Annotated in this window: 20 protein-coding genes; 10 read left to right on the top strand and 10 right to left on the bottom strand. The window is 61.4% G+C overall.

Translation table 11 applies throughout. From position 1 onward, the window contains the following. Positions 1–6 precede the first annotated feature (6 nt). A complete protein-coding gene (locus DWX58_RS04760; RefSeq protein ID WP_118641821.1) occupies positions 7–690 on the bottom strand; it encodes a class I SAM-dependent methyltransferase in 684 nt (227 codons plus the stop codon). 133 nt (positions 691–823) lie between these two features. Between DWX58_RS04760 and DWX58_RS04755 the strand changes: the two genes are divergently transcribed. Then, on the top strand, positions 824–1,252 hold the full coding sequence (locus DWX58_RS04755; RefSeq protein WP_158579216.1) for a MarR family transcriptional regulator: 429 nt from the start codon (positions 824–826) through the stop codon (positions 1,250–1,252). After that, entirely contained in the window at positions 1,245–2,615 is a 1,371-nt protein-coding gene (locus tag DWX58_RS04750; RefSeq protein ID WP_118641819.1) for an MATE family efflux transporter, read from the top strand. Before DWX58_RS04755 ends, DWX58_RS04750 begins: the two co-directional genes overlap by 8 nt. A 66-nt stretch (positions 2,616–2,681) precedes the next feature. On the opposite strand, the gene DWX58_RS04745 is transcribed toward DWX58_RS04750, so the two are convergent. Beyond that, positions 2,682–3,704, bottom strand: a complete 1,023-nt coding sequence (locus tag DWX58_RS04745; protein WP_118641818.1) for a putative sulfate exporter family transporter — start codon at positions 3,702–3,704, stop codon at positions 2,682–2,684. 102 nt (positions 3,705–3,806) lie between these two features. On the opposite strand from DWX58_RS04745, the gene DWX58_RS04740 reads away from it, so the two are divergent. The 7 genes from DWX58_RS04740 to DWX58_RS04710 all read left to right on the top strand — a co-directional run bounded on the left by DWX58_RS04740 (position 3,807) and on the right by DWX58_RS04710 (position 12,902). Continuing rightward, the gene (locus DWX58_RS04740) at positions 3,807–4,694 is read left to right on the top strand and encodes a LysR family transcriptional regulator (protein WP_118641817.1); all 888 of its coding nucleotides are present in this window, start codon (positions 3,807–3,809) and stop codon (positions 4,692–4,694) included. A 180-nt stretch (positions 4,695–4,874) separates the two neighbouring features. Continuing rightward, positions 4,875–6,473 carry an ATP-binding cassette domain-containing protein gene (locus DWX58_RS04735; RefSeq protein ID WP_118641816.1) on the top strand — a complete coding sequence of 533 codons (1,599 nt, stop codon included), beginning with the start codon at positions 4,875–4,877 and terminating at the stop codon, positions 6,471–6,473. A 302-nt stretch (positions 6,474–6,775) separates the two neighbouring features. Next, positions 6,776–8,467 carry a Na/Pi cotransporter family protein gene (locus tag DWX58_RS04730; protein ID WP_118641815.1) on the top strand — a complete coding sequence of 564 codons (1,692 nt, stop codon included), beginning with the start codon at positions 6,776–6,778 and terminating at the stop codon, positions 8,465–8,467. A gap of 118 nt (positions 8,468–8,585) precedes the next feature. After that, positions 8,586–9,599 (top strand): alpha-hydroxy-acid oxidizing protein, encoded by a 1,014-nt coding sequence (locus tag DWX58_RS04725; protein ID WP_118641814.1) that lies wholly within the window; start codon positions 8,586–8,588, stop codon positions 9,597–9,599. Between the two features lie 122 nt (positions 9,600–9,721). Beyond that, a complete protein-coding gene (locus DWX58_RS04720; RefSeq protein WP_118641813.1) occupies positions 9,722–10,195 on the top strand; it encodes an RNA polymerase sigma factor in 474 nt (157 codons plus the stop codon). Continuing rightward, positions 10,192–11,604, top strand: coding sequence for a hypothetical protein (locus tag DWX58_RS04715; RefSeq protein ID WP_118641812.1), 1,413 nt, complete (start codon positions 10,192–10,194; stop codon positions 11,602–11,604). Before DWX58_RS04720 ends, DWX58_RS04715 begins: the two co-directional genes overlap by 4 nt. A 182-nt stretch (positions 11,605–11,786) precedes the next feature. Beyond that, complete coding sequence (locus tag DWX58_RS04710) at positions 11,787–12,902, top strand: LCP family protein (RefSeq protein WP_118641811.1); 1,116 nt, start codon at positions 11,787–11,789, stop codon at positions 12,900–12,902. Positions 12,903–12,964: 62 nt separating this feature from the next. Here DWX58_RS04710 and DWX58_RS04705 read toward each other — a convergent pair whose 3' ends face one another. From DWX58_RS04705 to DWX58_RS04670, 8 genes are all read right to left on the bottom strand, one after another. After that, on the bottom strand, positions 12,965–13,207 hold the full coding sequence (locus tag DWX58_RS04705) for a hypothetical protein (RefSeq protein ID WP_118641810.1): 243 nt from the start codon (positions 13,205–13,207) through the stop codon (positions 12,965–12,967). After that, positions 13,204–14,100 (bottom strand): aldose 1-epimerase family protein, encoded by an 897-nt coding sequence (locus DWX58_RS04700; protein WP_118641809.1) that lies wholly within the window; start codon positions 14,098–14,100, stop codon positions 13,204–13,206. The genes DWX58_RS04705 and DWX58_RS04700 overlap by 4 nt, the downstream gene beginning before the upstream one ends. Then, entirely contained in the window at positions 14,097–14,582 is a 486-nt protein-coding gene (locus DWX58_RS04695) for an 8-oxo-dGTP diphosphatase (protein ID WP_118641808.1), read from the bottom strand. Before DWX58_RS04695 ends, DWX58_RS04700 begins: the two co-directional genes overlap by 4 nt. Beyond that, positions 14,579–15,838: a trypsin-like peptidase domain-containing protein gene (locus DWX58_RS04690; protein ID WP_118641807.1), complete on the bottom strand. Its 1,260-nt coding sequence runs from the start codon at positions 15,836–15,838 to the stop codon at positions 14,579–14,581. Before DWX58_RS04690 ends, DWX58_RS04695 begins: the two co-directional genes overlap by 4 nt. A gap of 514 nt (positions 15,839–16,352) precedes the next feature. Next, positions 16,353–17,789, bottom strand: a complete 1,437-nt coding sequence (locus tag DWX58_RS04685) for a HAMP domain-containing sensor histidine kinase (protein WP_118641806.1) — start codon at positions 17,787–17,789, stop codon at positions 16,353–16,355. A 264-nt stretch (positions 17,790–18,053) separates the two neighbouring features. Further along, positions 18,054–18,746, bottom strand: coding sequence for a response regulator transcription factor (locus DWX58_RS04680; protein ID WP_118641805.1), 693 nt, complete (start codon positions 18,744–18,746; stop codon positions 18,054–18,056). A gap of 94 nt (positions 18,747–18,840) precedes the next feature. After that, a complete protein-coding gene (locus DWX58_RS04675) occupies positions 18,841–20,022 on the bottom strand; it encodes a cation diffusion facilitator family transporter (RefSeq protein ID WP_118641804.1) in 1,182 nt (393 codons plus the stop codon). A gap of 901 nt (positions 20,023–20,923) precedes the next feature. Beyond that, on the bottom strand, positions 20,924–21,799 hold the full coding sequence (locus tag DWX58_RS04670; RefSeq protein ID WP_118641803.1) for a prephenate dehydrogenase: 876 nt from the start codon (positions 21,797–21,799) through the stop codon (positions 20,924–20,926). A 202-nt stretch (positions 21,800–22,001) separates the two neighbouring features. Here DWX58_RS04670 and DWX58_RS04665 point away from each other — a divergent pair, with 202 nt between their 5' ends. Further along, positions 22,002–22,439 (top strand): hypothetical protein, encoded by a 438-nt coding sequence (locus DWX58_RS04665; protein WP_118641802.1) that lies wholly within the window; start codon positions 22,002–22,004, stop codon positions 22,437–22,439. The last annotated feature ends 16 nt before the right edge of the window (positions 22,440–22,455 follow it).

Here is a 22,455-nt window from a genome sequence, read left to right as displayed (position 1 = left end):
TTTTTTTTAATCCTCCCGCCGGGCGGCCACAAACAGATTGGGGGGAGCGGGGAACAGGTTTTCACGCTCCAGGACGGTGAAGCCGTTTCGGGCGATCTCCGCCTCCAGCGTCTTCATGGTGTAGAAGGCCACATAGGGCATGGCTCCGGTATGGCTCTTCCAGAACTTCCGAAGCCGCTCCCGGGTGATGCCGTTCCCCAGACAGTCGGTGGCCGATAGGAACATGCCCCCGGGTTTCAGTAGGGAGCGGATGCGGGCAAAGACCTGCTGGGGATTTTCCACATAGCACAGCACGTTGTAGGCCAATACCGCGTCGTAGGAACCCTCCTCCAGGCAGGGGTCAAAGAGGTCGGTGTTGGTGACCAGGGTGTTCTCCAGGCCCGCCGCTTCCACCTTGGCTGCCGCCCGGGCGGCCATCTGGTCGGAGATGTCGATGGCCCGCAGGTGAGCCACGTGGGGGGCCACCTGGAGGGTGACGATGCCGGTGCCGCAGGCAAACTCCAGCACGTTGTCCTCCGGCTTGAGGTACTTGAGGGTGTTGGACACCGTCTTGTGGTAGGCCTCGGCATAATGGGAGCCCGACGACTGGTCGTAGGTGTGGGAGCGCTGGTTCCAGAAGTCCTGAGGGGTAATCATAACCTGCACGTCCTTTCCGGGAGGGTTGTCCGGGAACACCGGATTTTGTTCCATTATACCTCCAGTTTGCCCGCTTTTCCACCGGAAGAATGTCCCGGATGGAAAAAAGCAGGGAAAGGGGTGGACATTTTCTAAAAACTGTTGTAAAATGCAACAGTTGCAAATGACAACAAAGGAGGCGGGGGCCGTGCAGGACCGGATTGAGATTTACCGGCGGGTGGAGCGGCAGTACCTGCGGGACAAGCTGGGGGCGCTGGGCCTGCAGACGGTGGACGGCATGGTGCTGCGGCTGGCGGCCCGGGAGGGCCGTATGTGCCAGGAGGACATCGCCAAGCGGGTGGTGCTGGACAAGGGCGCCGTGGCCCGGGCGGTGGCCCGGCTGGAGGAGCGGGGCCTGGTGGAACGGGTGGTACCTGACCGGTGCCGCCGGGAGAAGCTGGTCTCTCTCACCCCGGCGGGGGAGGACGTGTTCCAGGCCATTGAGTCGGCCATCCAGGAGTGGAACCGCATCTGCTACCAGGGCTTTTCCCCAGAGGAGCGGGCGGAGTACGACGCCTTTTTGACCCGAATTACGGAGAATGTGGTGAAGTTTAAGAGGGAGGAACCAAATGGTTAAGAATATGACGGAGGGGAAGCCCCTTCCGCTGCTCTTTTTCTTTGCCCTGCCCATGGTGGCGGGCAATCTGTTTCAGCAGCTTTACAACATGGTGGACACCGCGGTGGTGGGCAAATTTGTGGGCGAGGACGCCGTGGCGGCGGTGGGCTCCTCCTTCCCCATCGTGTTTTTGTCGGTGGCTGTGGCCTCCGGACTGTCCATGGGCTGCAATGTGGTGGTGTCCCAGCTCTTCGGCGCCGGGCGCATCCATGAGATGAAGTCCACCATCTCTACCGCCATCATTTCTCTGAGTGTGCTGGGCCTCATCATTATGGGCCTGGGCACCGTGCTGGCGGGCCCCTTGCTCCAGCTGCTGGGCACCGACCCGGATATTATGGCCGATTCCCAGCTCTATCTGCGCATCTACTTCGGCGGAGCGGTGTTCCTCTTTTTGTACAACACCTTAAACGGCATCTACAACGCCCAGGGAGACAGCCGCACCCCCCTCATTTTCCTCATGATTTCCAGCCTTACCAACATCGTGCTGGACCTCCTCTTTGTCATCCGATTTGACATGGGGGTGGCGGGGGTGGCCTGGGCCACCCTCATCGCCCAGGGCTTGTGCGCCGTGGCCTCCCTGGTGGTGATGTTCCTTCGCATGAAGCGGATGCCCTGCGAAAAGGAGCTGGAGGGAAAGAAAATCCCCCTCTTCCACGCCCTGGCCGTGCGGCGCATCGCCCAGATCGGCCTGCCCTCCATGCTCCAGCAGTCTTTGGTCTCTCTGTCCATGATGCTCATGCAGGGCCTGGTCAACTCCTACGGCAAGGTGCTGGTGGCCGGCTACACCGCCGCCACCAAGATCGACACCCTGGCCATGCTGCCCAACATGAACTTCTCCAACGCCATGTCCAGCTACACCGCCCAGAACATCGGCGCGGGCAAGTACGACCGGGTGAAGGAGGGACTGAAGGCCTGCATCTTCATGGTGGTGGTCTTCTCCCTGATCATTACCGTCGTCATTTTCCTCTTCGGGAACCAGCTGCTGTCCCTGTTCCTGGATCCCGGGGACACCTCCGGTGCGTTGGGCTACGGCCTTGCCTATATGCACACCGTGTCCGTCTTCTACATCCTCATGGGCATGCTCTTTGTGCCCAACGGCATGCTCCGGGGCGCCGGCGACATGGGGGCCTTTACCCTCAGCTCCATGGCCAACCTCTTTTCCCGGGTGGCCATCGCCTATGTTCTGGCCTACCTCACCCCCCTGGGCGCCAACTCCATCTGGTGGTCCATCCCCGCCGGCTGGGCCATCGGTGCCTCCGTCTCCCTGCTGCGGGTGAAGAGCGGCAAGTGGATGCGGAAAAGCGTGGCCGATCTGGTGAACTGACCCTGCTGTTCCAAGAAAAAAGCACCTCCGGACCAAGGGGTCCGGGGGTGCTTTTGCAATTGGATATCACACCAGGCCGATGGCGGCCTCCACGGCGATGGCCACGATGACCACCAGCAGGGAGATGATGAAGCCGTGAATCATGGGGTTGATGCCCGACTTGCACATCTGACGGAAGTCGGTGTTCATGCCGATGGCGGCCAGGGCAGCCACCATGAGGAACTTGCTGAGCTCCTTCATGCTCTCGGAGAACACAGCGGGAATGAGGCCCAGGCTGTTGAGGCCGGCCATGGCCAGGAAGCCCAGGATGAACCAGGGGAAGATGGTGGTGAGGTGGACACGCTCATTGTCCTCCCCCACTCCGGCGGCCCGGCGCTCCCGGAGGGCGATGACGCTGAACACCAGCACGGTGGGGATGATGGATAGGGTGCGGGTGAGCTTGACCATGGTGGCAAAGTCGCCGGCGGCCTCAGAGAAGGCGTAGCCCGCCGCCACCACGCTGGAGGTGTCATTCACCGCGGTGCCCGCCCACAGGCCATAGGCCACATCGGACAGGCCCATGGCCCGGCCCATAATGGGGAAGAGAACAATCATCACCATGTCAAAGAGGAAGGTGGCGGACATGGCGTAGGCGATGTCGGTGTCCTCGGCGTCAATGACCGGGGCCATGGCGGCGATGGCGGAGCCGCCGCAGATGCCGGTGCCGGCGGAAATCATGTTGGACAGCCGCCAGTTGAGGCCCAGGGCCTTGCCCACAAAGTAGCCGCCGCCGAAGCAGGTGAGCAGGGTGAAGAGCATCACCGTCAGGGACAGCTGGCCGATGTGGAGCACCGTGCCCATGCTCAGGGAGGCCCCCAGCAGGATGATGGCGAACTTGAGAATCTTCTTGGAGGTGAACTTCAGGCCCGGGGCCATCTTGGCGCCCGGCTGGCGAATCTGGTTCAGAATCATGCCCAGGAACAGGGCGATGACCGAGGCGCCGATGAGGGGGATGGGCAGCAGGTCTTCCACCAGCTTGGCCACGGCGGCAATGACCAGGGCGGCGGCGAAGCCAGGCAGCAGTCCGGGGAGGGATTTTACAGCAGTCATAACAATTCCTTCCTTTTCACACACGGGTTTTGGTGGTGTCAGTGTACCAGGAATTGACTATAAAATCAAATTATGATATCTTATATTCAATAATGAAACGTTATGGAGGAGACCACTATGCTGGACAGCAAGCTGGAGACCTTTCTCACCGTGGCCCGGCTGGGGAGCTACACCCTGGCCGCCAATGAGCTGCACATCACCCAGCCCGCCGTCACCCAGCACGTGCGGAAGCTGGAGGAGTACTACGGCTGCCGCCTCATTGACTTCACCGGACACCAGCTGCGGCTGACGGCGGCGGGGGAGCTGCTGCTGCGGTACGGCACCCTCCAGCAGGCCAACGAGCGGGCTATGCTGGAGCAGATGGAGGGCGTGAGCCGCACCCTGCGGGTGGGGGCCACCTTGTCCATTGCCGACTACTACCTCCCCGCTCTGCTGGGGCCCCACCTGGGGGAGCGGGGCTGGGGGCTGAGCCTCCAGGTGGGCAACACGGAGGAGATGCTGGACAAGTGCGCCCGGGGGGAGCTGGACTGCGCCTTCATTGAGGGGATGTTCGGCGGGGAGGACTTCTGCCGCCACGTGCTGCTCACCGAGGACTTCCTGCCTGTGGCGGGAGCGGGGCATCCCCTGGTGGGACGGACCTGTACCCTGGAGGAGCTCTTCCCCTATCCCCTGGTGCTGCGGGAGAAGGGCTCGGGCACCCGGGCCATTCTGGAGACCCACCTCTTTCAGCAGGGGCGGACGGCCCAGGCCTTCGCCCGGGTGATGGAGTGCGGCAGCTTTCAGATGATCAAGGAGATTTTAAAGCGCACCCAGGCGGTGAGCTTCCTCTACCGCGGAGTGGCCCAGAAGGAGGCAGAGGCGGGGGAGCTGGTATGGCTGGAGGCGGAGGGATTCCCCATCCGGCGGCCATTGTACTTCGCCTACCCCAAAAACAGTATGACCCGCCGCTCCTGCGAGGCTTTTTTCCGCCGGGTGGCCGGGGAGAACTGAGAAGGGCCGGCTGAAACCGGGGTATTTGGCGGATTGCGGCAAGAATTTGGGAGAAATCCCGAAAAAGTCGGAACATTTTCTTGAGAAAAGGGCCTATCTTTTTCCACAAGGCTGTGGTAAGATGGTACGCGAACGACTTTGACAATACGAAGGTTTTGAAGAAGGAGCGAAGAACAAGCTATGATCACGGTCACCGATCTGAGCCTCAATTACAGCGGCACTCCGCTGTTTTCCCATGTGGACCTGCAGTTCCTCCGGGGCAACTGCTACGGCATCATCGGCGCCAACGGCGCCGGCAAGTCCACCTTTCTGAAAATCCTCTCCGGCCAGCTGGAGCCCTCCACCGGCGAGGTGAACATCCTCCCCAACATCCGCATGTCCGTCCTGAAGCAGGACCAGAACGCCTACGACGCCTACAACGTCATGGACACGGTCATCATGGGCAACCAGCGCCTCTATGACATCGGAAAGCAGAAGGAGGCCCTCTACGCCAAGGAGGAGATGACCGACGAGGACGGCATGCTGGCCTGCCAGCTGGAGGAGGAGTACGCCGAGCTGGGCGGCTGGGAGGCCGAGTCCGACGCCAGCCGCATCCTCCAGGGTCTGGGCATCGGCACCGAGCTTCACTACAACGACATGGCCACTCTGGACGCCCGTCTGAAGGTGAAGGTGCTGCTGGCTCAGGCGCTGTTCGGCAACCCAGACCTTTTGATGATGGACGAGCCCACCAACAACCTGGACATCGACGCGGTGAACTGGCTGGAGGACTTCCTGCTGGACTTCGAGGGCACCGTCATCGTGGTCAGCCACGACCGCCACTTCCTCAACACCGTCTGCACCCACATTGTGGACATCGACTACAACAAGATTAAGATGTACGTGGGCAACTACGACTTCTGGTACGAGTCCTCCCAGCTGGTGCAGCAGCTCATCAAGAACCAGAACAAGCGCAACGAGGAGAAGATCAAGGAGCTGCAGGACTTCATCTCCCGCTTCTCCGCCAACAAGTCCAAGTCCAAGCAGGCTACCGCCCGCCGCAAGCTTCTGGATAAGCTCACCGTGGAGGAGATGCCCGCCTCCTCCCGCCGCTACCCCTGGGTGGGCTTCACTCCCGACCGGGAGGTGGGCAAGGACATCCTCTTTGTCACCGACGTCAGCAAGACCATCGACGGGGTGAAGGTGCTGGACAAGGTGTCCTTCATCGTGGGCCACGGGGACAAGATTGCCTTCGTGGGCGACAACGAGAACGCCCACACCGCCCTCTTCAAGATTCTGGACGGGGAGATGGAGCCGGACGAGGGCACCGTGAAGTGGGGCCAGACCGCCACCTTCTCCTACTTCCCCAAGGACAACACCCCCTACTTCCAGGACAACGACGACAACCTGGTGCAGTGGCTGCGCCAGTTCTCCCCCGACCCCCAGGAGCAGTACCTGCGGGGCTTCCTGGGCCGCATGCTCTTCTCCGGTGACGAGGTCTACAAGCCCGTGAAGGTGCTCTCCGGCGGCGAGAAGGTGCGGTGCATGCTCTCCCGCATGATGCTCTCCGGCGCCAACGTCCTCATGCTGGACCAGCCCACCAACCACCTGGACCTGGAGTCCATTGCCGCCCTCAACAAAGGCCTGGAGGCCGTGAAGTGCAACGTGCTGGTGGCCTCCCACGACCATCAGCTCATCCAGACCGTGTGTAACCGGGTCTTTGACTTCACCGCCGACGGCAAACTCATTGACCGCAAGACCTCCTACGACGAGTACCTGGCCGCCCAGAAGGAGCAGGCCTGAGACACAGGACGATATGGACAAAAAAACGGCCCCACCGGGCCGTTTTTTTGCGCCTTTCAGGGGAAGTGTAAGGACAGTGTTAAATCTGGGTAAAAAGTGTTGACGGTCCCTCTCCCCCTCCTTATAATAAAACTGGAGTAATTTGAAAGAATAAAAAGAGGAAGAACGCTATGACGCAGCATATTTGGGGACGACAGTCCCAGAAAAGTAGGACAAGCGGGACATAACCTGCGCCTGGAATTCCGGGTGCGGGCTATGTCTTTTTTCTTGCATTTCAACGCTGCGCGGGAGGAAAAAGGAAAATGGGAATTACAGACATATTGGGATTGCTGGGCGGCTTGGCCCTGTTTCTGCACGGCATGCAGATGATGAGCTCCGGCCTGGAGGCCGCGGCCGGCAGCAAAATGAAGGAGATCCTGGAGCGACTGACCGCTAACCGCTTTTTGGGCGTGCTGGTGGGCGCGGCTATCACCGCCGTCATTCAGTCCTCCTCCGCCACCACCGTCATGGTGGTTGGCTTCGTCAACGCGGGCATGATGACCCTGAACCAGGCGGTCTGGATCATCATGGGCGCCAACATCGGTACCACCGTCACCGGCCTGCTCATCGCATTGGACGTGGGCGCCCTGGCCCCCATGATCGCCTTCATCGGTGTGGTGCTCATGGTCTTTATCAAGGAGCCTAAGCTCCAGCACATCGGCCAGATCCTCACCGGTCTGGGTGTACTGTTCATCGGCATGGACATGATGAGCGCCTCCATGGTGCCCCTGCGGGAGTCCGAGGCCTTCATCAACATCATGTCCAACTTCTCCAACCCCGTGCTGGGAATTCTGGCCGGCACCCTGTTTACCGCCGTCATCCAGTCCTCCTCGGCTTCGGTGGGTATCCTTCAGGCCCTGGCCAACAGCGGGGTCATCGCCTATTCCAGCTCGGTGTTCGTCCTCTTCGGCCAGAACATCGGTACCTGTATCACCGCCGTGCTGGCCTCCATCGGCACCAACCGCAACGCCAAGCGGGCCACCATCATCCACCTGATGTTCAACATCATCGGTACCATTATCTTTACCACGCTGTTCCTGCTGTTCCCCATCGCCAGCGTCATTGACGGCTCCCTGGTCCTGCCCGGAGGCCTGGGACAGACCATTTCCGGCCTGATGCCCGGCACCCCCGCCGGTCAGATCGCTCTGACCCACACCACCTTCAACATCGTGACCACCCTGCTGCTGCTGCCCCTGGGCAACTACCTGGCCAAGCTGGCCGTGCGTATCCTGCACGATCAGCCCGAGCCCGAGGCTGAGGAGGGCGCTATGACCCTGGCCTACCTCACCCCCGTGGGTTCCACCGGTAAGGAGGGCGGCCTGGGTGTGTCCGCCATTGTCATCGACCAGCTGCGCCATGAGCTCAACCGCATGCTCTCCATGGCCCGGGACAACGTCTCCGACAGCTTTGAGGCCGTGCTGGCCCGGGATGAGAACCAGCTCACCCAGGTGGAGGAGCGGGAGGAGTACATCGATTTCCTGAACCGGGAGATCTCCCGCTACGTCTCCCACCTCATTTCCATCGAGACCAACGAGCAGGGCTCCGCGGTGGTCAGCAGCTTCTTTACCATCTCCGGCAACATCGAGCGTATCGGCGACCACGCCGACAACCTGGCCGGCTACACCCGTCTGCTCACCGCCAAGCAGATCGAGTTCTCCGAGGTGGCTCAGGGCGAGATCCGGCAGATGCGGGACATCTGTCTGGAGGCCATCTCCTCCCTGCTCTACCACCAGGCCGGCCAGCCTGACTGGCTCATGGACGTGGCCCAGATGGAGCAGCGCATCGACGACATGACCGCCCAGTTCCGCCGCAGCCAGCTGGAGCGGATGAAGGAGGGCGTGTGCAACGAGGAGGCCTGTATCCTCTACTCCGAGCTGCTCACCGACTTCGAGCGTATCGGCGACCACGTGCTGAACATTGCCCAGGAGCTGACCAAGGCCCAGACCGGTCTGTAAGCCCCGGATTTTGCAAACGAAAAGCGCCCCCATTTGGGGGCGCTTTTTTGTTCCCTCCCTTGACGAAAAAGGGCCGGAAGAGTATGATTTGTAGAGAAATCAAGGAGGGGGATTTTTTATGACTTATCAGGAAGTTCTTCAGGCCGCCCGCACCTACAGCGGCCCCTACTGCAAGGCCTGCCCCGTGTGCAACGGCCGGGCCTGCGGAAGCACCATGCCCGGCCCCGGCGCCAAGGGCAGCGGCACCGTGGCCATCCGCAACTATGAGGCCTGGCAGAATGTGTGCCTCAACATGGATACCATCTGTGAAAACGGACCCGTGGACACCGCCTTTACCTTCTTTGGGGAGCGCTATGACCTGCCCGTCTTTGCCGGACCGGTGGGTGCGGTGAAGCTCCACTATGGGGACAAGTTCACCGACATGGAGTACAATGAGATTCTGGTGGATGCCTGCGCCAAGGCGGGCATCGCCGCCTTCACCGGCGACGGCACCGACCCCACCGTCTTTGACGCCGCCTCCAAGGCCATCGGCCGCAACGGCGGCAAGGGCATTCCCACCGTCAAGCCCTGGGACAAGGACACCCTCTTTGCCAAGCTGGACGCCGCCAAGGCCTCCGGCGCCAAGGTGTTCGCCATGGACATTGACGCCGCCGGTCTGCCCTTCCTGAAGGGCCTCAATCCCCCCGCCGGTTCCAAGACTGTGGCCGAGCTCCGGGAGGTCATTGAGTACGCCGGCGTGCCCTTCATCATCAAGGGCATCATGACCGTCAAGGGCGCCAAAAAGGCTCTGGAGGCCGGTGCTGCCGGCATCGTGGTGTCCAACCACGGCGGCCGCGTCCAGGACGGCGTGCCCTCCACCGCCGCTGTACTCCCCGCCATCGCCGACGCGGTGAAGGGTCAGATGGTGATCATGGTGGACGGCGGCATCCGCTCCGGCGTGGACGTGTGCAAGGCCCTGGCCCTGGGCGCTGACGCCTGCATCCTGGCCCGGCCCTATGTCACCGCCGTGTACGGCGGCGGCGCCGAGGGCGTCAAGGTGCTCACCGATAAGCTGAAGGGTGAGCTCCAGGACACCATGGCCATGTGCGGCGTGCACAGCCTGAAGGAAATCAGCCGGGACATGATTTTCTGATTGTGAAAGAAGAAAACGCGGGGAGGCCCATGGGCCTCCCCGCGTTTTTTAAAAATTTTTCTTCCATGCAGCAACTCAGTGCCCTCATACGTCTAATAGACAGAGAGGAAGGAGGTGGAACCATGGCTCCGATATCCAACCGGCCGGTGGATTGGGAGGCCCTGGTCACGGACCATGAGCAATCCCTGTACCGGGCGGCCCTGGCCATCCTGGGAGCCCCCCAGGAGGCGGAGGACGCCGTACAGGACGCCTTTTTGAAGTTTTTGGAAAAGGCCCCGGAGGACCTGGAGCACCCCGGCGCATGGCTCATGCGGGTGCTGGTCAACGGCTGCAAGAGCCGTCTGCGCCTGAGCTGGCGGCGGGTGGGTCCCCTGCCCGACACCCTCCCCGCCCCTCAGGAGGCGGAACGGGAGGAGCTGGAGGAGCTGTACGCCCTGTCCCCTGAGGACCGGGCGGTCATCCACCTGCACTACTACCAGGGGTACTCCACCGGGGAGATTGCGCAGCTGCTGGGCCAGCGGCCGGGGACCATTCGGGCCCGGCTGTTCCGGGCCCGGGGCAGGCTGAAGCGACTGCTAGAAGGAGAATTATCATGAAATACTACAAAGAGTATATGGATCGGCAGCAGATGTCCCCGGAAGGACACCGGAAGCTGCTGGAGCTGGGGGAGCAGACGCCCGCCCGGCGGGCGTCCAAACCCCGTCCCTGGAAGCGCTGGGGGGCGCTGGCGGCCTGCTGCGCCCTGGTGCTGGGGCTGGGGGTATGGCGGCTTGCCGCCCCGGCAGAGGAGCCCCAGACGACCTCCGACGCCCTGTACCCCGGTATCAAGGACCACTACGGCCCCGGGGAGGAGGAGCCGGAGGAGGGCTTCCTGGTGGAGGGGCCGGAGGGCGAGACCTGGATGCTGCCCTGCATTCCCTACATCAACTACCAGAGTGTGGAGGGACAGCTGGAGACAGACGGGGCCCCGGCCCGATGGATGACGGAGGGCTCCTTCACCCGGGACCTGGCCTGGGAGGACATCTGCACCATCTTTTGGGGAGAGGAGCCTGAGGAGGAGCTGCCCTGGATGCTGTTCTGGGAGGGCTACACCCTGACGGGAACGGCCCTCTATGACCACGGCGGCAATCTGCTGTGGGTAAACCTGTGGGGAGAACATGAGGAGACGGACAGCTCCTTTACCCTTACCCTCCGCCCCGGGGAGCTGCCCTTCAACTGCGGACTCTACTCCGATTTGGAAACTACGGAGGTCTTTGGCGTCCCCGTCACCGGCTGGAGCCGGGAGGAGGACGGCACGGCGGTGTGCTGCAGCGAGTTTATGGCCGGGGACGTGGGCGTCCGGTTTGAAAACCAGGGGTCCCTCTTCGGGGAAGAGGACGGGGCGGGAAAGGCCCAGATCTTCAACGCCCTGCTGGTGAGCCAGGCCCTGTCCACGGACGGGGGCTTTACCCTGGACCACCTGCTGACGGCGGAGGATGTGCCGGAGTGGCGGGAGGAGGAGTTTGCCTCCCTGGAGGCGGCCCGTCAGGAGGCCGACTTTGTTCCCTGGCTGCCGGAGGAGAACCTGGCCGGTTACGGGGAGTTCTACGGCCGCATGACCTGGCAGGAGGGCCTGGAGCACACCATATACCTGCGGTGGAGCCGGGGCTATGACGACGTGACTATGATGGTGTATCTGCCCGAGGGGGAGACAGTCTGGGGCAATGTGGTGGATGTCAACAAGCCGGAGACTTACGATGTGCGCCTCTACCCCGTTCCCCGGGCGGACAGCGTGCCCGAGGCGTACCGGGAGACGGTGGACCATCCGGTGTTCCGGGCGGAGGACATGAGCCGGGAGCTGGTGGCCGCCCGGGCCTACACCGTGGAGGACGCCGGGGACACCGACGGGGTGCGGATGAGCTTTTCCGTTCTCCACCCGGACAACACTCTGGTGCAGTATGACGCCAAGGGGCTCTCCGTGGAGGAGATGTGGGAGCTGGTGGAGCCCACGCTCCCCAAAGCCTGACTGGTAAATTTTAAATTTTCATGAATAGAAGGTTGTCCCTCTTGCCGAAACCGGTCGAAGCCGATATACTAAAAAAAGACACGCCTCCGGGCGGCCGGGCTGGACCCGGCATGCCGCAGTGGGGCGGAAGAAGCAAACCCGGAATCAGCAGGCAGGAGTGAGAGACTCTGGAAGAGCGATATATGAACGTACACCGGCGGGAGGGCCGTGCGCCTCAGCGCGCCCCACAGCGCAGGCCCCAGCCGGATCATCGACCCAAAGCCGCGAAAAAAGTGCGGAAGCGGTCGGGGCCCAAGGCAGTCTTTTGGGCCTTTTATAAATTCCTGGTGGTGGTATCCGCCCTCATTGTGGTGGTCTATGTGGGGGCAAGCGCCCTCATCCGGCCCCCGGAAATCCCCCAAACCGGAAATCAGGGCGGCCAGACCGGCCCCGCGGTCAATGTGGATGACAGCCAGGAGGTACAGGGCAGGCAGCGCCGGGAGGGCGTTTACAACTTTGTCCTGCTGGGCAAGGACGTGGGAAGCGGCAACACCGACTCCATCACCGTGGTCAGCTACGACGTGCCCAACAAAAAGGTGGGCATGATCTCCATCCCCCGGGACACCGCCGTGGAGCGCACCTGGCGCAGCAACCCCAAGATCAACGGCGCCTTCTACGGTGCGGGGCCGGATGTGCTGAAGGAGGAAATTGAGCACACCTTCGGCATCCCCATCGATTACTACATTCTGGTGGATCTGAACGGCTTCGTGGCCCTGGTGGACGAGCTGGGCGGCGTGGAGGTCAACATCCCCCTGGATATGAACTACGACGACCCCTACCAGAATCTGCACATCCACTTCAAAAAGGGTACCCAGACCCTCAGCGGTCAGGAGGCCATGGAGGTGGTGCGCTACCGCCACGACAACGAGAGCAGCCCCAACTATCACGCCAACCAGTGGTACAGCGACGTACAGCGGGGTGAGATGCAGCGTCAGGTGCTCACCCAGCTGGCCAAGAAGGTGGTCTCCTGGAACTCGGTGCCCAAAGTCATGTCCTTCCTTGACATCTTCAACAAGTATGTGAAGACGGACCTCTCTGCCACTGACATGGCCTACTTTGCCACCCAGGCCCTCCAGGTGGATATGGCCACCGGTGTCACCCAGGGTACCCTGGAAGGGGACGGAAACGCCACCTGCAAGGGTTACCGCTACTGCTTTGTCTATGAGGCGGAGGATATTCTGCCCGTCCTCAACGAGCAGGTCAACCCCTACAACGAGCCCCTCACGGCGGAGGATCTCCACCTGATGGTGCCGGACTGAGAAAACAAAACGCCCCATCCCAAACGGGATGGGGCATTTTCATTGGCTTTATCGGTGGAAAATCAGTTCTCCACACCCAGGGTCTGAATGAGCAGGTTGCGCAGGGAAATGGCGCTCTGCCGGTTCATGACGATGGAGGCCACCTGCTCGGCGGCAGGGGTGGACACATTCTCCATTCCCTTGGAGGTAAAGGTGACGGCGTTTTCCATGTATTTGTAGGAGATGTCCAGGGTGACCTCCAGCACCTCACCCTCCTTGTCGGACACCTTCCGGATGCCGAAGGTATTGGCGTACTCAGGCTTCATTCGTGTTCGCTCCTCTCAAAAAATGTGACGGTATAACGAAGGGTCTCCCGCCCGCCGGGGGCCAGGCGGCGCACCCCCTCCTTGTCCTCCAGGCCCCGGCCCACAAAGTGGGCGTCCGGGAGTGAGGACCAGGGCTCGATGCACACAAAGCCCGTGTCAAAGGGCTTGTCCGGGGTCCACAGACCCAGGTAGGGGAAGTCGGGGAAGTCCACCCGCACCCGCTCACGGCCCGCCTTATCCACCAGACTGGCCCGGCGCTGGGGCAGGTTGTCCACAATCACGGTGTCCAGGTGGTAGACGGAGGGGGTGAGGGCAATCCGGCCCTCTTCCAGGGGGAAGGCGGCCTCCTTGGGGGTGAGCAGGCCCGTGGGATCCATGCCGTAGGGCTCCAGCGTCTCCACGCCCGGGAGGCGGATGGAGTAGTCCGCCATGGTCTCCCCCGCCTCCAGCGGGGCCCGGTAGCCGTCGTGGCCGCCGAACTCATAGAGAAGCTCCCGGTCCGAGAGGTTCTCCACGGTGCAGGCCTTCAAAAGGCGGTTTTCCTCCAGCGTGTAGGTAATGGTGAGGACGAAGGGGAAGGGATAGACCTTCCGGGTGGCCTCGCTGTCCGTAAGGCGGAAGGAGACGGAGGTGTCACTCTGCTCCGCCACGGTAAACTCCGAGTCCCGGGCAAAGCCGTGGGCGGAGATGGAGTAGGGCTCCCCGTCCAGGGTGTACTGTCCGTCCTTCAGCCGACCAATAAAGGGAAAGAGGTTGGGGGCGTGTCGCCCCCACACCGCGGGGTCGGCCTGCCAGATGTACTGGGTGCCGCGGGCGTCCTCCAGGGAGGTGAGCTGGGCGCCCAGAGTGTCAAGTTCCGCCCGCAGGCGGCCGTTCTGTAAGGTTACCGTCATGAATTGGGGCCTCCTTTCAAAAAGGTGCCGTTGAGCACCGCCTGGGTGAGGGTGTCTCCCTCATAGCACAGCTTCAGGGAGAAGAAGGGGGTGTCCTCCCGGGCGATGAGGTCCAGGAAGATGGCGTCCCCCTCCCAGTGGGGCAGCTCCAGCAGGCGGCGGCGGGGCAGCCATTCCAGCACGCCCTCGTCGCACTCCTTCAGCTCCCCCGTCCAGCTGTCGGCGGTAAAGAGGTGCATATATTCCGTGGGCCAGCGGTCGGAGACAAAGGTGACAATGCCCCGGTAGCGGTAGGAGGTGAGGGTGAGGCCGGTCTCCTCCCGCACTTCCCGCAGGAGGCAGTCTTCGGGGCTCTCCTTGTCCTCGAACTTCCCCCCTACTCCGATCCACTTGTCCTGGTTGAGGTCGTTCTGCTTCTTGATCCGGTGGAGCATGAGATAGTCCTCGCCCCGCTGGATGTAGCACAGGGTGGTGTTGATCATCCGGCCTGCCCCCCTTGGTCAAGAATGGATTCGTCCACCAGGGCCACGTCCACGGTGAAGGTCTCTTCCCCACGTCGGATGGTGAGGGTGATGACATCACCGGGGCCCCTGGACAGCTTGAGCCGGGACAGGTCCTGGGTGGAGGTCACCGTCTGGCCGTTGGCGGAGAGGATAATATCTCCCTCCTGGAGGCCCTTGGCAGCGGCGTCGCTGGCAGGGTCCACGCCGAGAATTTTCAGACCGCCGCCCTCCACCGCTTTGATGGACACGGAAAAGCCGAAGGCGCCGGTGGTCACCTCCCGGCCGTCAATGAGGGTGTCCACCACATATTTCACTCGGCGGGAGGGAATGGCAAAGCCCAGGGATTCCGCCGAGCCGTCGTCAGTGACGATCTTGATGGTGGTGATGCCCACCACCTGGCCATACTGGTTGATGAGGGCACCGCCGGAGTTGCCGAAGTTGATGGCGGCGCTGGTCTGGATGAGGACCATGGTCACGCCGTCCACATCCACCTCCCGGTCCAGGGAGGAGATGATGCCGTCGGTGATGGTGGAGCGGTAGCCCAAAGGGTCGCCGATGGCGGCCACCGGGTCCCCCACATGGAGCTGGGAGGAGTCCCCAAACTCCGCCGGGGTGAGGCCCTGGGCGTCCACCTTGAGAACCGCCAGGTCCTCCTCCGCATCAAAGCCCACCAAGCTGGCGGGCAGGACCTGGTTGTCGGAAAAGACCACGTCCACGCTGTTGGCCCCCGCCACCACATGGGCGTTGGTGACGATATAGCCGTCCTGGGTGAGCACCACGCCGGTTCCGGTGCTGTACTCATAGGAGGTGACCGCCTCGATGGAGACAATGGAGGGGGCATTTTTTTCGTAAATTTCCCGGTAGCTCAGGGGCGTGCTTCCGGCCTCCTGCAGCTCCAGGGTGACCCCTGTGCCCGTTTCCGCATGGGCGATGGAGGGGGGCTGGGTGCTGTGCTCCTCCTGTTGGGTCTGTCCGCTGGAGGGGCCGCCGGGAGAGGTAAAGGAGGGCAGAGTACGGTCCAGCTGCCCCAGGACAACCACGGACAGGCAGATAGCCAGGATCAGGGAAGTCAGCCCTACAAAGGCAGGCCAGCGCCGTCTCCGCCGCCGGGTGACCAGCTTGGGCCGCCGGGAGCGGGAGACGGGGGGGATAAAGACCGCCGGAGGCGGTGTGAAGTCGGGAGAGGGCTGTTCCCAGGGGCCGCCCTTCCAGAGATCGTCGGTTTGATGGTCCAAAGAGACACCTCGTTTCGTGAGGAGTGTGCGGGGTGTAAGGAATTACATCACAGTGCGTGTGCTCAGGCCAGCGTGAGGGTGAAAGTAAACTTGGTGACACCATCCTCACTGGTGACCGTAATGTTTGGTCCCGCCGGGAGATTCCCGGCGGGGGCCCGGATTTTTCAAAGCTTGGGCGGAGGGAATCCGCCCGGCGCAAATCCCGCGCATGGCGCGGAATTTACGGCGCACAGCGCCGACCCGCCGAGGGCGGGGCCCAAGGAAAACATCACATCAAAGTGTGCATGCTCAAGCCAGCGTGAGGGTGAAGGTAAACTTGGTGACACCGTCTTCACTGGTCACCGTGATGTTTGGTCCCGCCGGGAGATTCCCGGCGGGGGCCCGGATTTTTCAAAGCTTGGGCGGAGTGAATCCGCCCAGCGCAAATCCCGCGCATGGCGCGGAATTTACGGCGCACAGCGCCGCCCCGCCAAGGGCGGGGCCCAAGGAAAACATCACATCAAAGTGTGCATGCTCAGGCCAGCGTGAGGGTGAAGGTAAACTTGGTGACACCATCTTCACTGGTCACCGTGATGTTTTCCTTTAGATTGCCCAGAATGGTCTTTACAATATACAACCCCAGGCCCACGCCGTCCCGGTCCATGGAACGGGAGTAGTCCGCCTTGTGGAAGCGCTCGAAAAGCAGGGGCAGCTCGTCGGAGGGGATGGTGGCTCCCAGGTTGCTCACGGTGGTGTAGGCCTTCCCGTCCTTCTTGGTGATCTGGACGGTGATAGCGGTACCGGGGGCGGCAAACTTGGCCGCGTTGTCCAGCAAGTTGTAGCATACCTGGGTAATGGAGTCGGGGTCGCCCCACACCATCAGCTTGTCCTCGGGCATCTGTACGTCCACGTCCAGATTGCGCTGGGTGATCTTGGTCTCCAGACTGATCAGAACCTGAGACATGATTTCCGTCAGGTCAAACTGCTCCTGGGCGGTGATGGAGTTTTCGGCCAGAGCGTTGAGACGGCTGAGGTCCAGCATCTTCCGCACCAGGCGGCTCAGCCGGCGGGTCTCCGAGACGATGATCTGCAAGAACTCCCGCTCCCGCTCCGGGGGGATAGTGCCGTCCAGAATGCCCTCGGCAAAGCCCGAAATGGTGGTCATGGGTGTTTTCAGCTCGTGGGAGACATTGGCGATAAACTCCGAACGCTGGGTCTCCACCTTTTGCAGAGAGTTGGCCATGGAGTTGAAGGCCTCCGCCAGAGTGCCGATTTCGTCGCACCGCCCCTTGTAGCTGGTGACCCGCACGTCAAACTCACCCCGCCCAAATTTTCGGGCGGCCTCGGCCATCTCGTTCAGCGGCCGGGCCTGGTGGGCGGAGGTGATGGTACTGGCAATGACTGCGATGAGCAGTACCACCACCGCGGAGAAGAAGAATATGGTGGCCGTGGCCGCCCACATCTCCGACAAGCTGGAGGTATCCGCCGAAACCAGCACCAGCCCCTGGGCCACCGTCACGTTGCCCAGCGTGGAGGTGATGGGCAGACCGGCTACATACCGCCGCTCCGGATAGATGCCGTCCAGGCTGGTGATCCCGGTGTAAGAGCCCTTGTCCAGCACCTGGTTCACCACGGAGGAGGGAATGACGGTATCTTCGTAGTCATAGAAGTTTACGCCGTCCGTGGCGTAAATAATACTGCCGTCGGGGTTGGCCATGATGACATAAGAGTCGGAGATCAGCGCGATGGAGGCCACATAGCTCTGGTAGAGCTCGTTGCGTACGTTGAGAAACAGCTGGTAGTTGGAGGCGGTAAAGTTGGCGATGTAGCCTGCGTTGCGCTCCATGGATTCCCGTTTCTCCGAGATAATGTAGCGGTAGGACAGCAGCATGAACGCAGTGGACAGCAGGGTGAAGGACAGGACCATCACGCCCACCATCATGGCAAGCTGCCGCTTATAAAGAGATTTCATGGTTCATTCACCTCGATTTTCCTTCAGGAGGTGGATTGGGCGGAGTGAGATCAGCCGGCAGTGCCCACTTCAAATTTATAGCCCACGCCCCAGACGGTCTTCAGACGCCACTGATCGCTTCGTCGCCGCAAGCGCCATATCCCTCCCGTCCGCCAAAGGCGAACGGTCGCTCATTCTGCTGCGGCTCCTCTCCGGCCCGCGCCCGCTTCGCTGGGCCGCGCGCCGGGATAACGGGGAATGGGAGGGCGTCAGCGACAGGGAAGGTCAGCCGGCGGTGCCTACTTCAAATTTATAGCCCACGCCCCAGACAGTCTTCAGACGCCACTGGTCGCTGACGCCCTCCAGCTTTTCCCGCAGGCGCTTGATGTGCACGTCCACCGTGCGGCTGTCGCCGAAGTAATCAAAGCCCCACACCTCGTCCAGCAGCTGGTTGCGGGTAAACACCCGGTTGGGGGCCGAGGCCAGGTGGTAGAGAAGCTCCAGCTCCTTGGGGGGCGTGTCCACCCGCTGACCGTCCACCAGCAGCTCGTAGGAGTCCAGGTTGATGACCAGCTTGTCAAAGGACAGCTTCTTCTCCCCCTGCTCCTCCTCCACTCCGGTGCGGCGCATCACGGCATGGATCCGGGCCAGGACCTCCTTCATTTCAAAGGGCTTGACGATGTAGTCGTCCGCGCCGCCCTCCAGGCCGGTGACCTTGTCCTCGGTCTCCCCCTTGGCGGTGAGCATGATGACGGGCGTCTTGTCGTTTTCCCGGATCTTTTTCAGGACCGTCCAGCCGTCCATCACCGGCAGCATGATATCCAGCAGCACCAGGTCCGGCTGGAAGGAGCGGAAATACTCCACGCCCTTGCCGCCGTCCTTGGCCACCTTGGTCTCAAAGCCCTCCTTCTCCAGATAGAGGTGGAGCAGCTCCGCGATGTTTCCGTCGTCTTCCACAATCAATACCTTTTTGGGCATAGCAATCCCCCGTTTCTGTATGGATTCCTTAGAACTATTATAGCGCCAAACTGGCTTCTTGGGTGAATTTTTTGTAAATTACCGCCCCGGTCCCTTATTTGACACCGGTGCGCAGGTCTACATAGGAGCGGTCCACCTGGATGACCGGGAAATACCGCTCCGACAGTGCCTTGATCCGCCCGCTCAGCTCGGTGCGCACCTGGCTGTCGGTGAGGCGGAAGCCGTGGGGCACCAGCACGTCGAAAATCAGGTTGGTGTGCTCCGGGCCGGGCGTAATGCGGAAGTCGTGGATGGTGAGGACCGGGTCGATCTCCCGGGCCAGGGCGGCCACCTGCTCCCGCAGCTGGGAGGTGCGCTCGTCACACACTACCGGGTCCATGTGAATGACCGTTTCAATGTGGTGCTTGGTCTTCAGCTCCCGCTCGATGTGGTCGATGAGGTCGTGAATGGCCAGAAAATCCCCGTCGGCGGGCACTTCCGCGTGGAAGGACATCATAGCCCGGCCGGGGCCGTAGTCGTGGTACACCAGGTCGTGGATGCCCAGAATGTTGTTGTGGGACATGACCAGCTTGTCAATGTCCTGGGCCAGCTCCGGGTCCATGGGCCGGCCCAGCAGGGGATCCAGCGTCTCCCGGGCGGCTTCCCAGCCCGTTTTCAAGATGAGCAGGGCCACCGCCAGACCAGCGAGACCGTCGATGGGGAAGTTCACCCGGCCGCTGAGCAGGGCGGACAGCAGCACTACCGAGGTGGAGGCCACGTCGGACAGAGAGTCGGCGGCGGTGGCCTCCATGGCCTGGGAGCCGATGGCCCGCCCCAGGGCACGGTTGAAGAAGAACATCCACAGCTTGACGGCGATGGCTGCCGCCAGAATGGCCAGGGACAGGGCACTGGCTTGGACGGGCTGGGGATGGAGCAGGGCGTCCACCGCCGACTTGCCCACCTCCACGCCCATGAGGAGGATGGCCAGGGCCACAATGAGGCCGGTGACGTACTCCATGCGGCCGTGGCCGAAGGGATGCTCGGCGTCGGCCTCCTGCCCCGCCAGTCGGAAACCGATGAGGGTGACCACCGACGAGGCGGCGTCGGACAGGTTGTTGACGCCGTCCGCGATCATAGCCACCGAGGCGGTGGCCAGGCCGGCAATCACCTTGCCCAGAAACAGCAGGGCGTTGAGCCCAATGCCCACGCCTCCGGCCACAGTGCCGCACCGGCGGCGCACCGCCGGGGAGTTGGGATCGCCGTCCTTCAGACAGGCACGAATCAGCAGATGAATCACAAGGAATGCACCTCGGTTTTCAAAAAATTCAACGGCCGGAAACCGGCCGAAAACGCATAGGGATATTATCCCATTTGGGAGGCGGAACGTCAAGGGGAAGGCGGGCGGGGAGGCCCGGGAAACCAGTTTGCATGTTAACAAAAAATTCACACCCGGGTCATGAATTGGAAACCTTTCTGTTTTACCATACACTTGTACCCAGCCTTTCAAAGATATCTCCTTTTTCCCCTCTCTTTTTACACACACACAGGCAAGGGCCTCGGCGGAGCTGCCGGGGCCCTTTGCTGTGGGCGGAGCGGGACGCCAGGAGAGGCGGCGCCGTTTTTTGGTCCCCGGCGGCGGAAAGACTGGAAAGTTCACAAAACGTTCATGAAGTTGTCATGATTTTGCCATTTTTCTTCCGTATCATAGCATTGTAACCAGAAGTTAGAACAATATCTCCCATTTCTCCCTCTCCTTTACAACAACACACACAGCAGAAGAGCCCCGGCCCGCGGCCGGGGCTCTCTGTCTGCTCCGACTTCCTGCCGGCTGGTGCCTCACGCGGGCCATTTGAGGTTACGGGCGGAAAGTTCACAAAACGTTCAAGAAGAAGACATGATTTTGCCATGTTTCTCCGGTATGATCACAGTGTACCCGGAAGACAAGAACAATATCTCCCATTTCTCCCTCTCCTTTACAACACACACAGCAGAGAGCCCCGGTCACAGACCGGGGCTTTTTGTGGGAAAATGGGCGGGAAATTCACAAAATGTTCACGACAAAGACACGATTCCGCCATGTTTCTCCGGTATGATAACACCGTAGCCAGAAAACAGAATTGTATCTCCCATTTCTCCCTCTCCTTTACAACACACACAAGCAAAGGGGCCCCGGCCAGATGCCGGGGCCCCTTGCTGTTTTATCCGTTGCGGCCCACCGCGCCGCTCTCCCGCTCCAGACGGTTCATCTTCCGCTTGCGGGCGGCGGAGTAGGCCAGCTTTTCCGAAAGGGTGTCACAGTCCCCCGCCTCGATGGCCTGGCGGTACTGGCGCAGGTGGTCCTCCAGATGCTCCAGAGCGGCGCACAAGGCCGGGCGGTTCATGGAGAAGAGCTGGGTCCACAGCGGCACGTCCAGCGCCGCCACCCGGGTGCAGCCCCGGAAGGAGTCCCCCTCAAAGCCCTGGTACTGGAAGAGGTTCTCGTCGTCACACACCGCCACGGCGATGATGTGCATCATCTGGCTGGTGTAGGCGATGATGGCATCGTGCTGCTCCGGGGTGGTCTTTACCACGTCGGCACAGCCCACGTGCCGGGCCACCTGCTCCATGAGGGCGATGTGTTCCGGGCTGGACTGGTCGTTGGGAGTGAGAATGTAGTGGGCCCTGTGGAACATGTTGGGCAGGGAGTGCTGGATGCCCGAGGTCTCCAGACCCGCCATGGGGTGCCCGCCCACAAAGGACACCGTGTCGGGCAGCACTCGGGCTGCCTCCAGGATGGCCCCCTTGATGCCGCACACGTCGGTGACCATGGCCCCGGGCTTGAAGTGGTCCCGGTGCTCCTTCAGGAAGGACACGATACCCCGGGGGTGCATGCACAGAAAGACCAGGTCGCCCTCCGTCAGGGCCCGCACCGGGTCCTGCTCCACCTGGTCCACCACTCCGTTTTCCAGGGCGTAGCGCAGGGTGGGCTCGCTTACGTCCACGCCGATGCGGTCGTAGCCGGGAAAGCCCTCCAGCGCCCGGGCCATGGAGCCTCCAATAAGGCCCAGTCCTACAATGACAATGTGTTTGCTCATAACGGTTCCTCCCATGTGCTCTCTGGGGAGCTGTTACTAGACACTTTAGCACATTTAGGCGTTAAAGTCAAGGCGCAGGGCGCTCCCTTTTCCCGGGAAATGAGATGGTTGCAACGTAATTTCCAATATCTGTATGCAATTGAGAAACGATGTCGCTTTGCACGCCGGGGGTGAAAGCCCAATTTGTAAAGGAGGATGCAACATGGCAAGCGGACAGACTAGTAATTACGGATTAAATCAGTGGGCGGCAGAAGATAAGGTGATGCGCACGGAGTTTAACGAGGACAACGCAAAAATTGACGCGGCACTGAAAAACTTTGGAAACTGTCATATTGTAACCGGAAGCTATATTGGAAGCGGTGAATATGGAACCGGAATATATGCTACTGCTCTGGATTTTGCAGAGACGCTAGGGAAAGCCCCGGAACTGTTAATTGTCCGGTGCAGTGATTCCAGCCCATCCGGGTTGGTACTTTTGAAAGGAATGACAACAACTTTTTATACACTCTCGCATAGTTGGAGTTCGGCTTATTTTCTGGATCTTAACTGGACAGCGACGGGAGTATCCTGGACCGGCGACAGCACAGCGGCCCAACACAGCGAAAAGGGCAAAATATATCTCTACGTCGCATTTGGATGAAAAATCGCGCCCGCTG

The sequence above is a fragment of the Pseudoflavonifractor sp. AF19-9AC genome (assembly GCF_003478995.1).
GTDB lineage: Bacteria > Bacillota > Clostridia > Oscillospirales > Oscillospiraceae > Lawsonibacter.
This window is presented reverse-complemented; position numbering and strand designations above follow the sequence as displayed.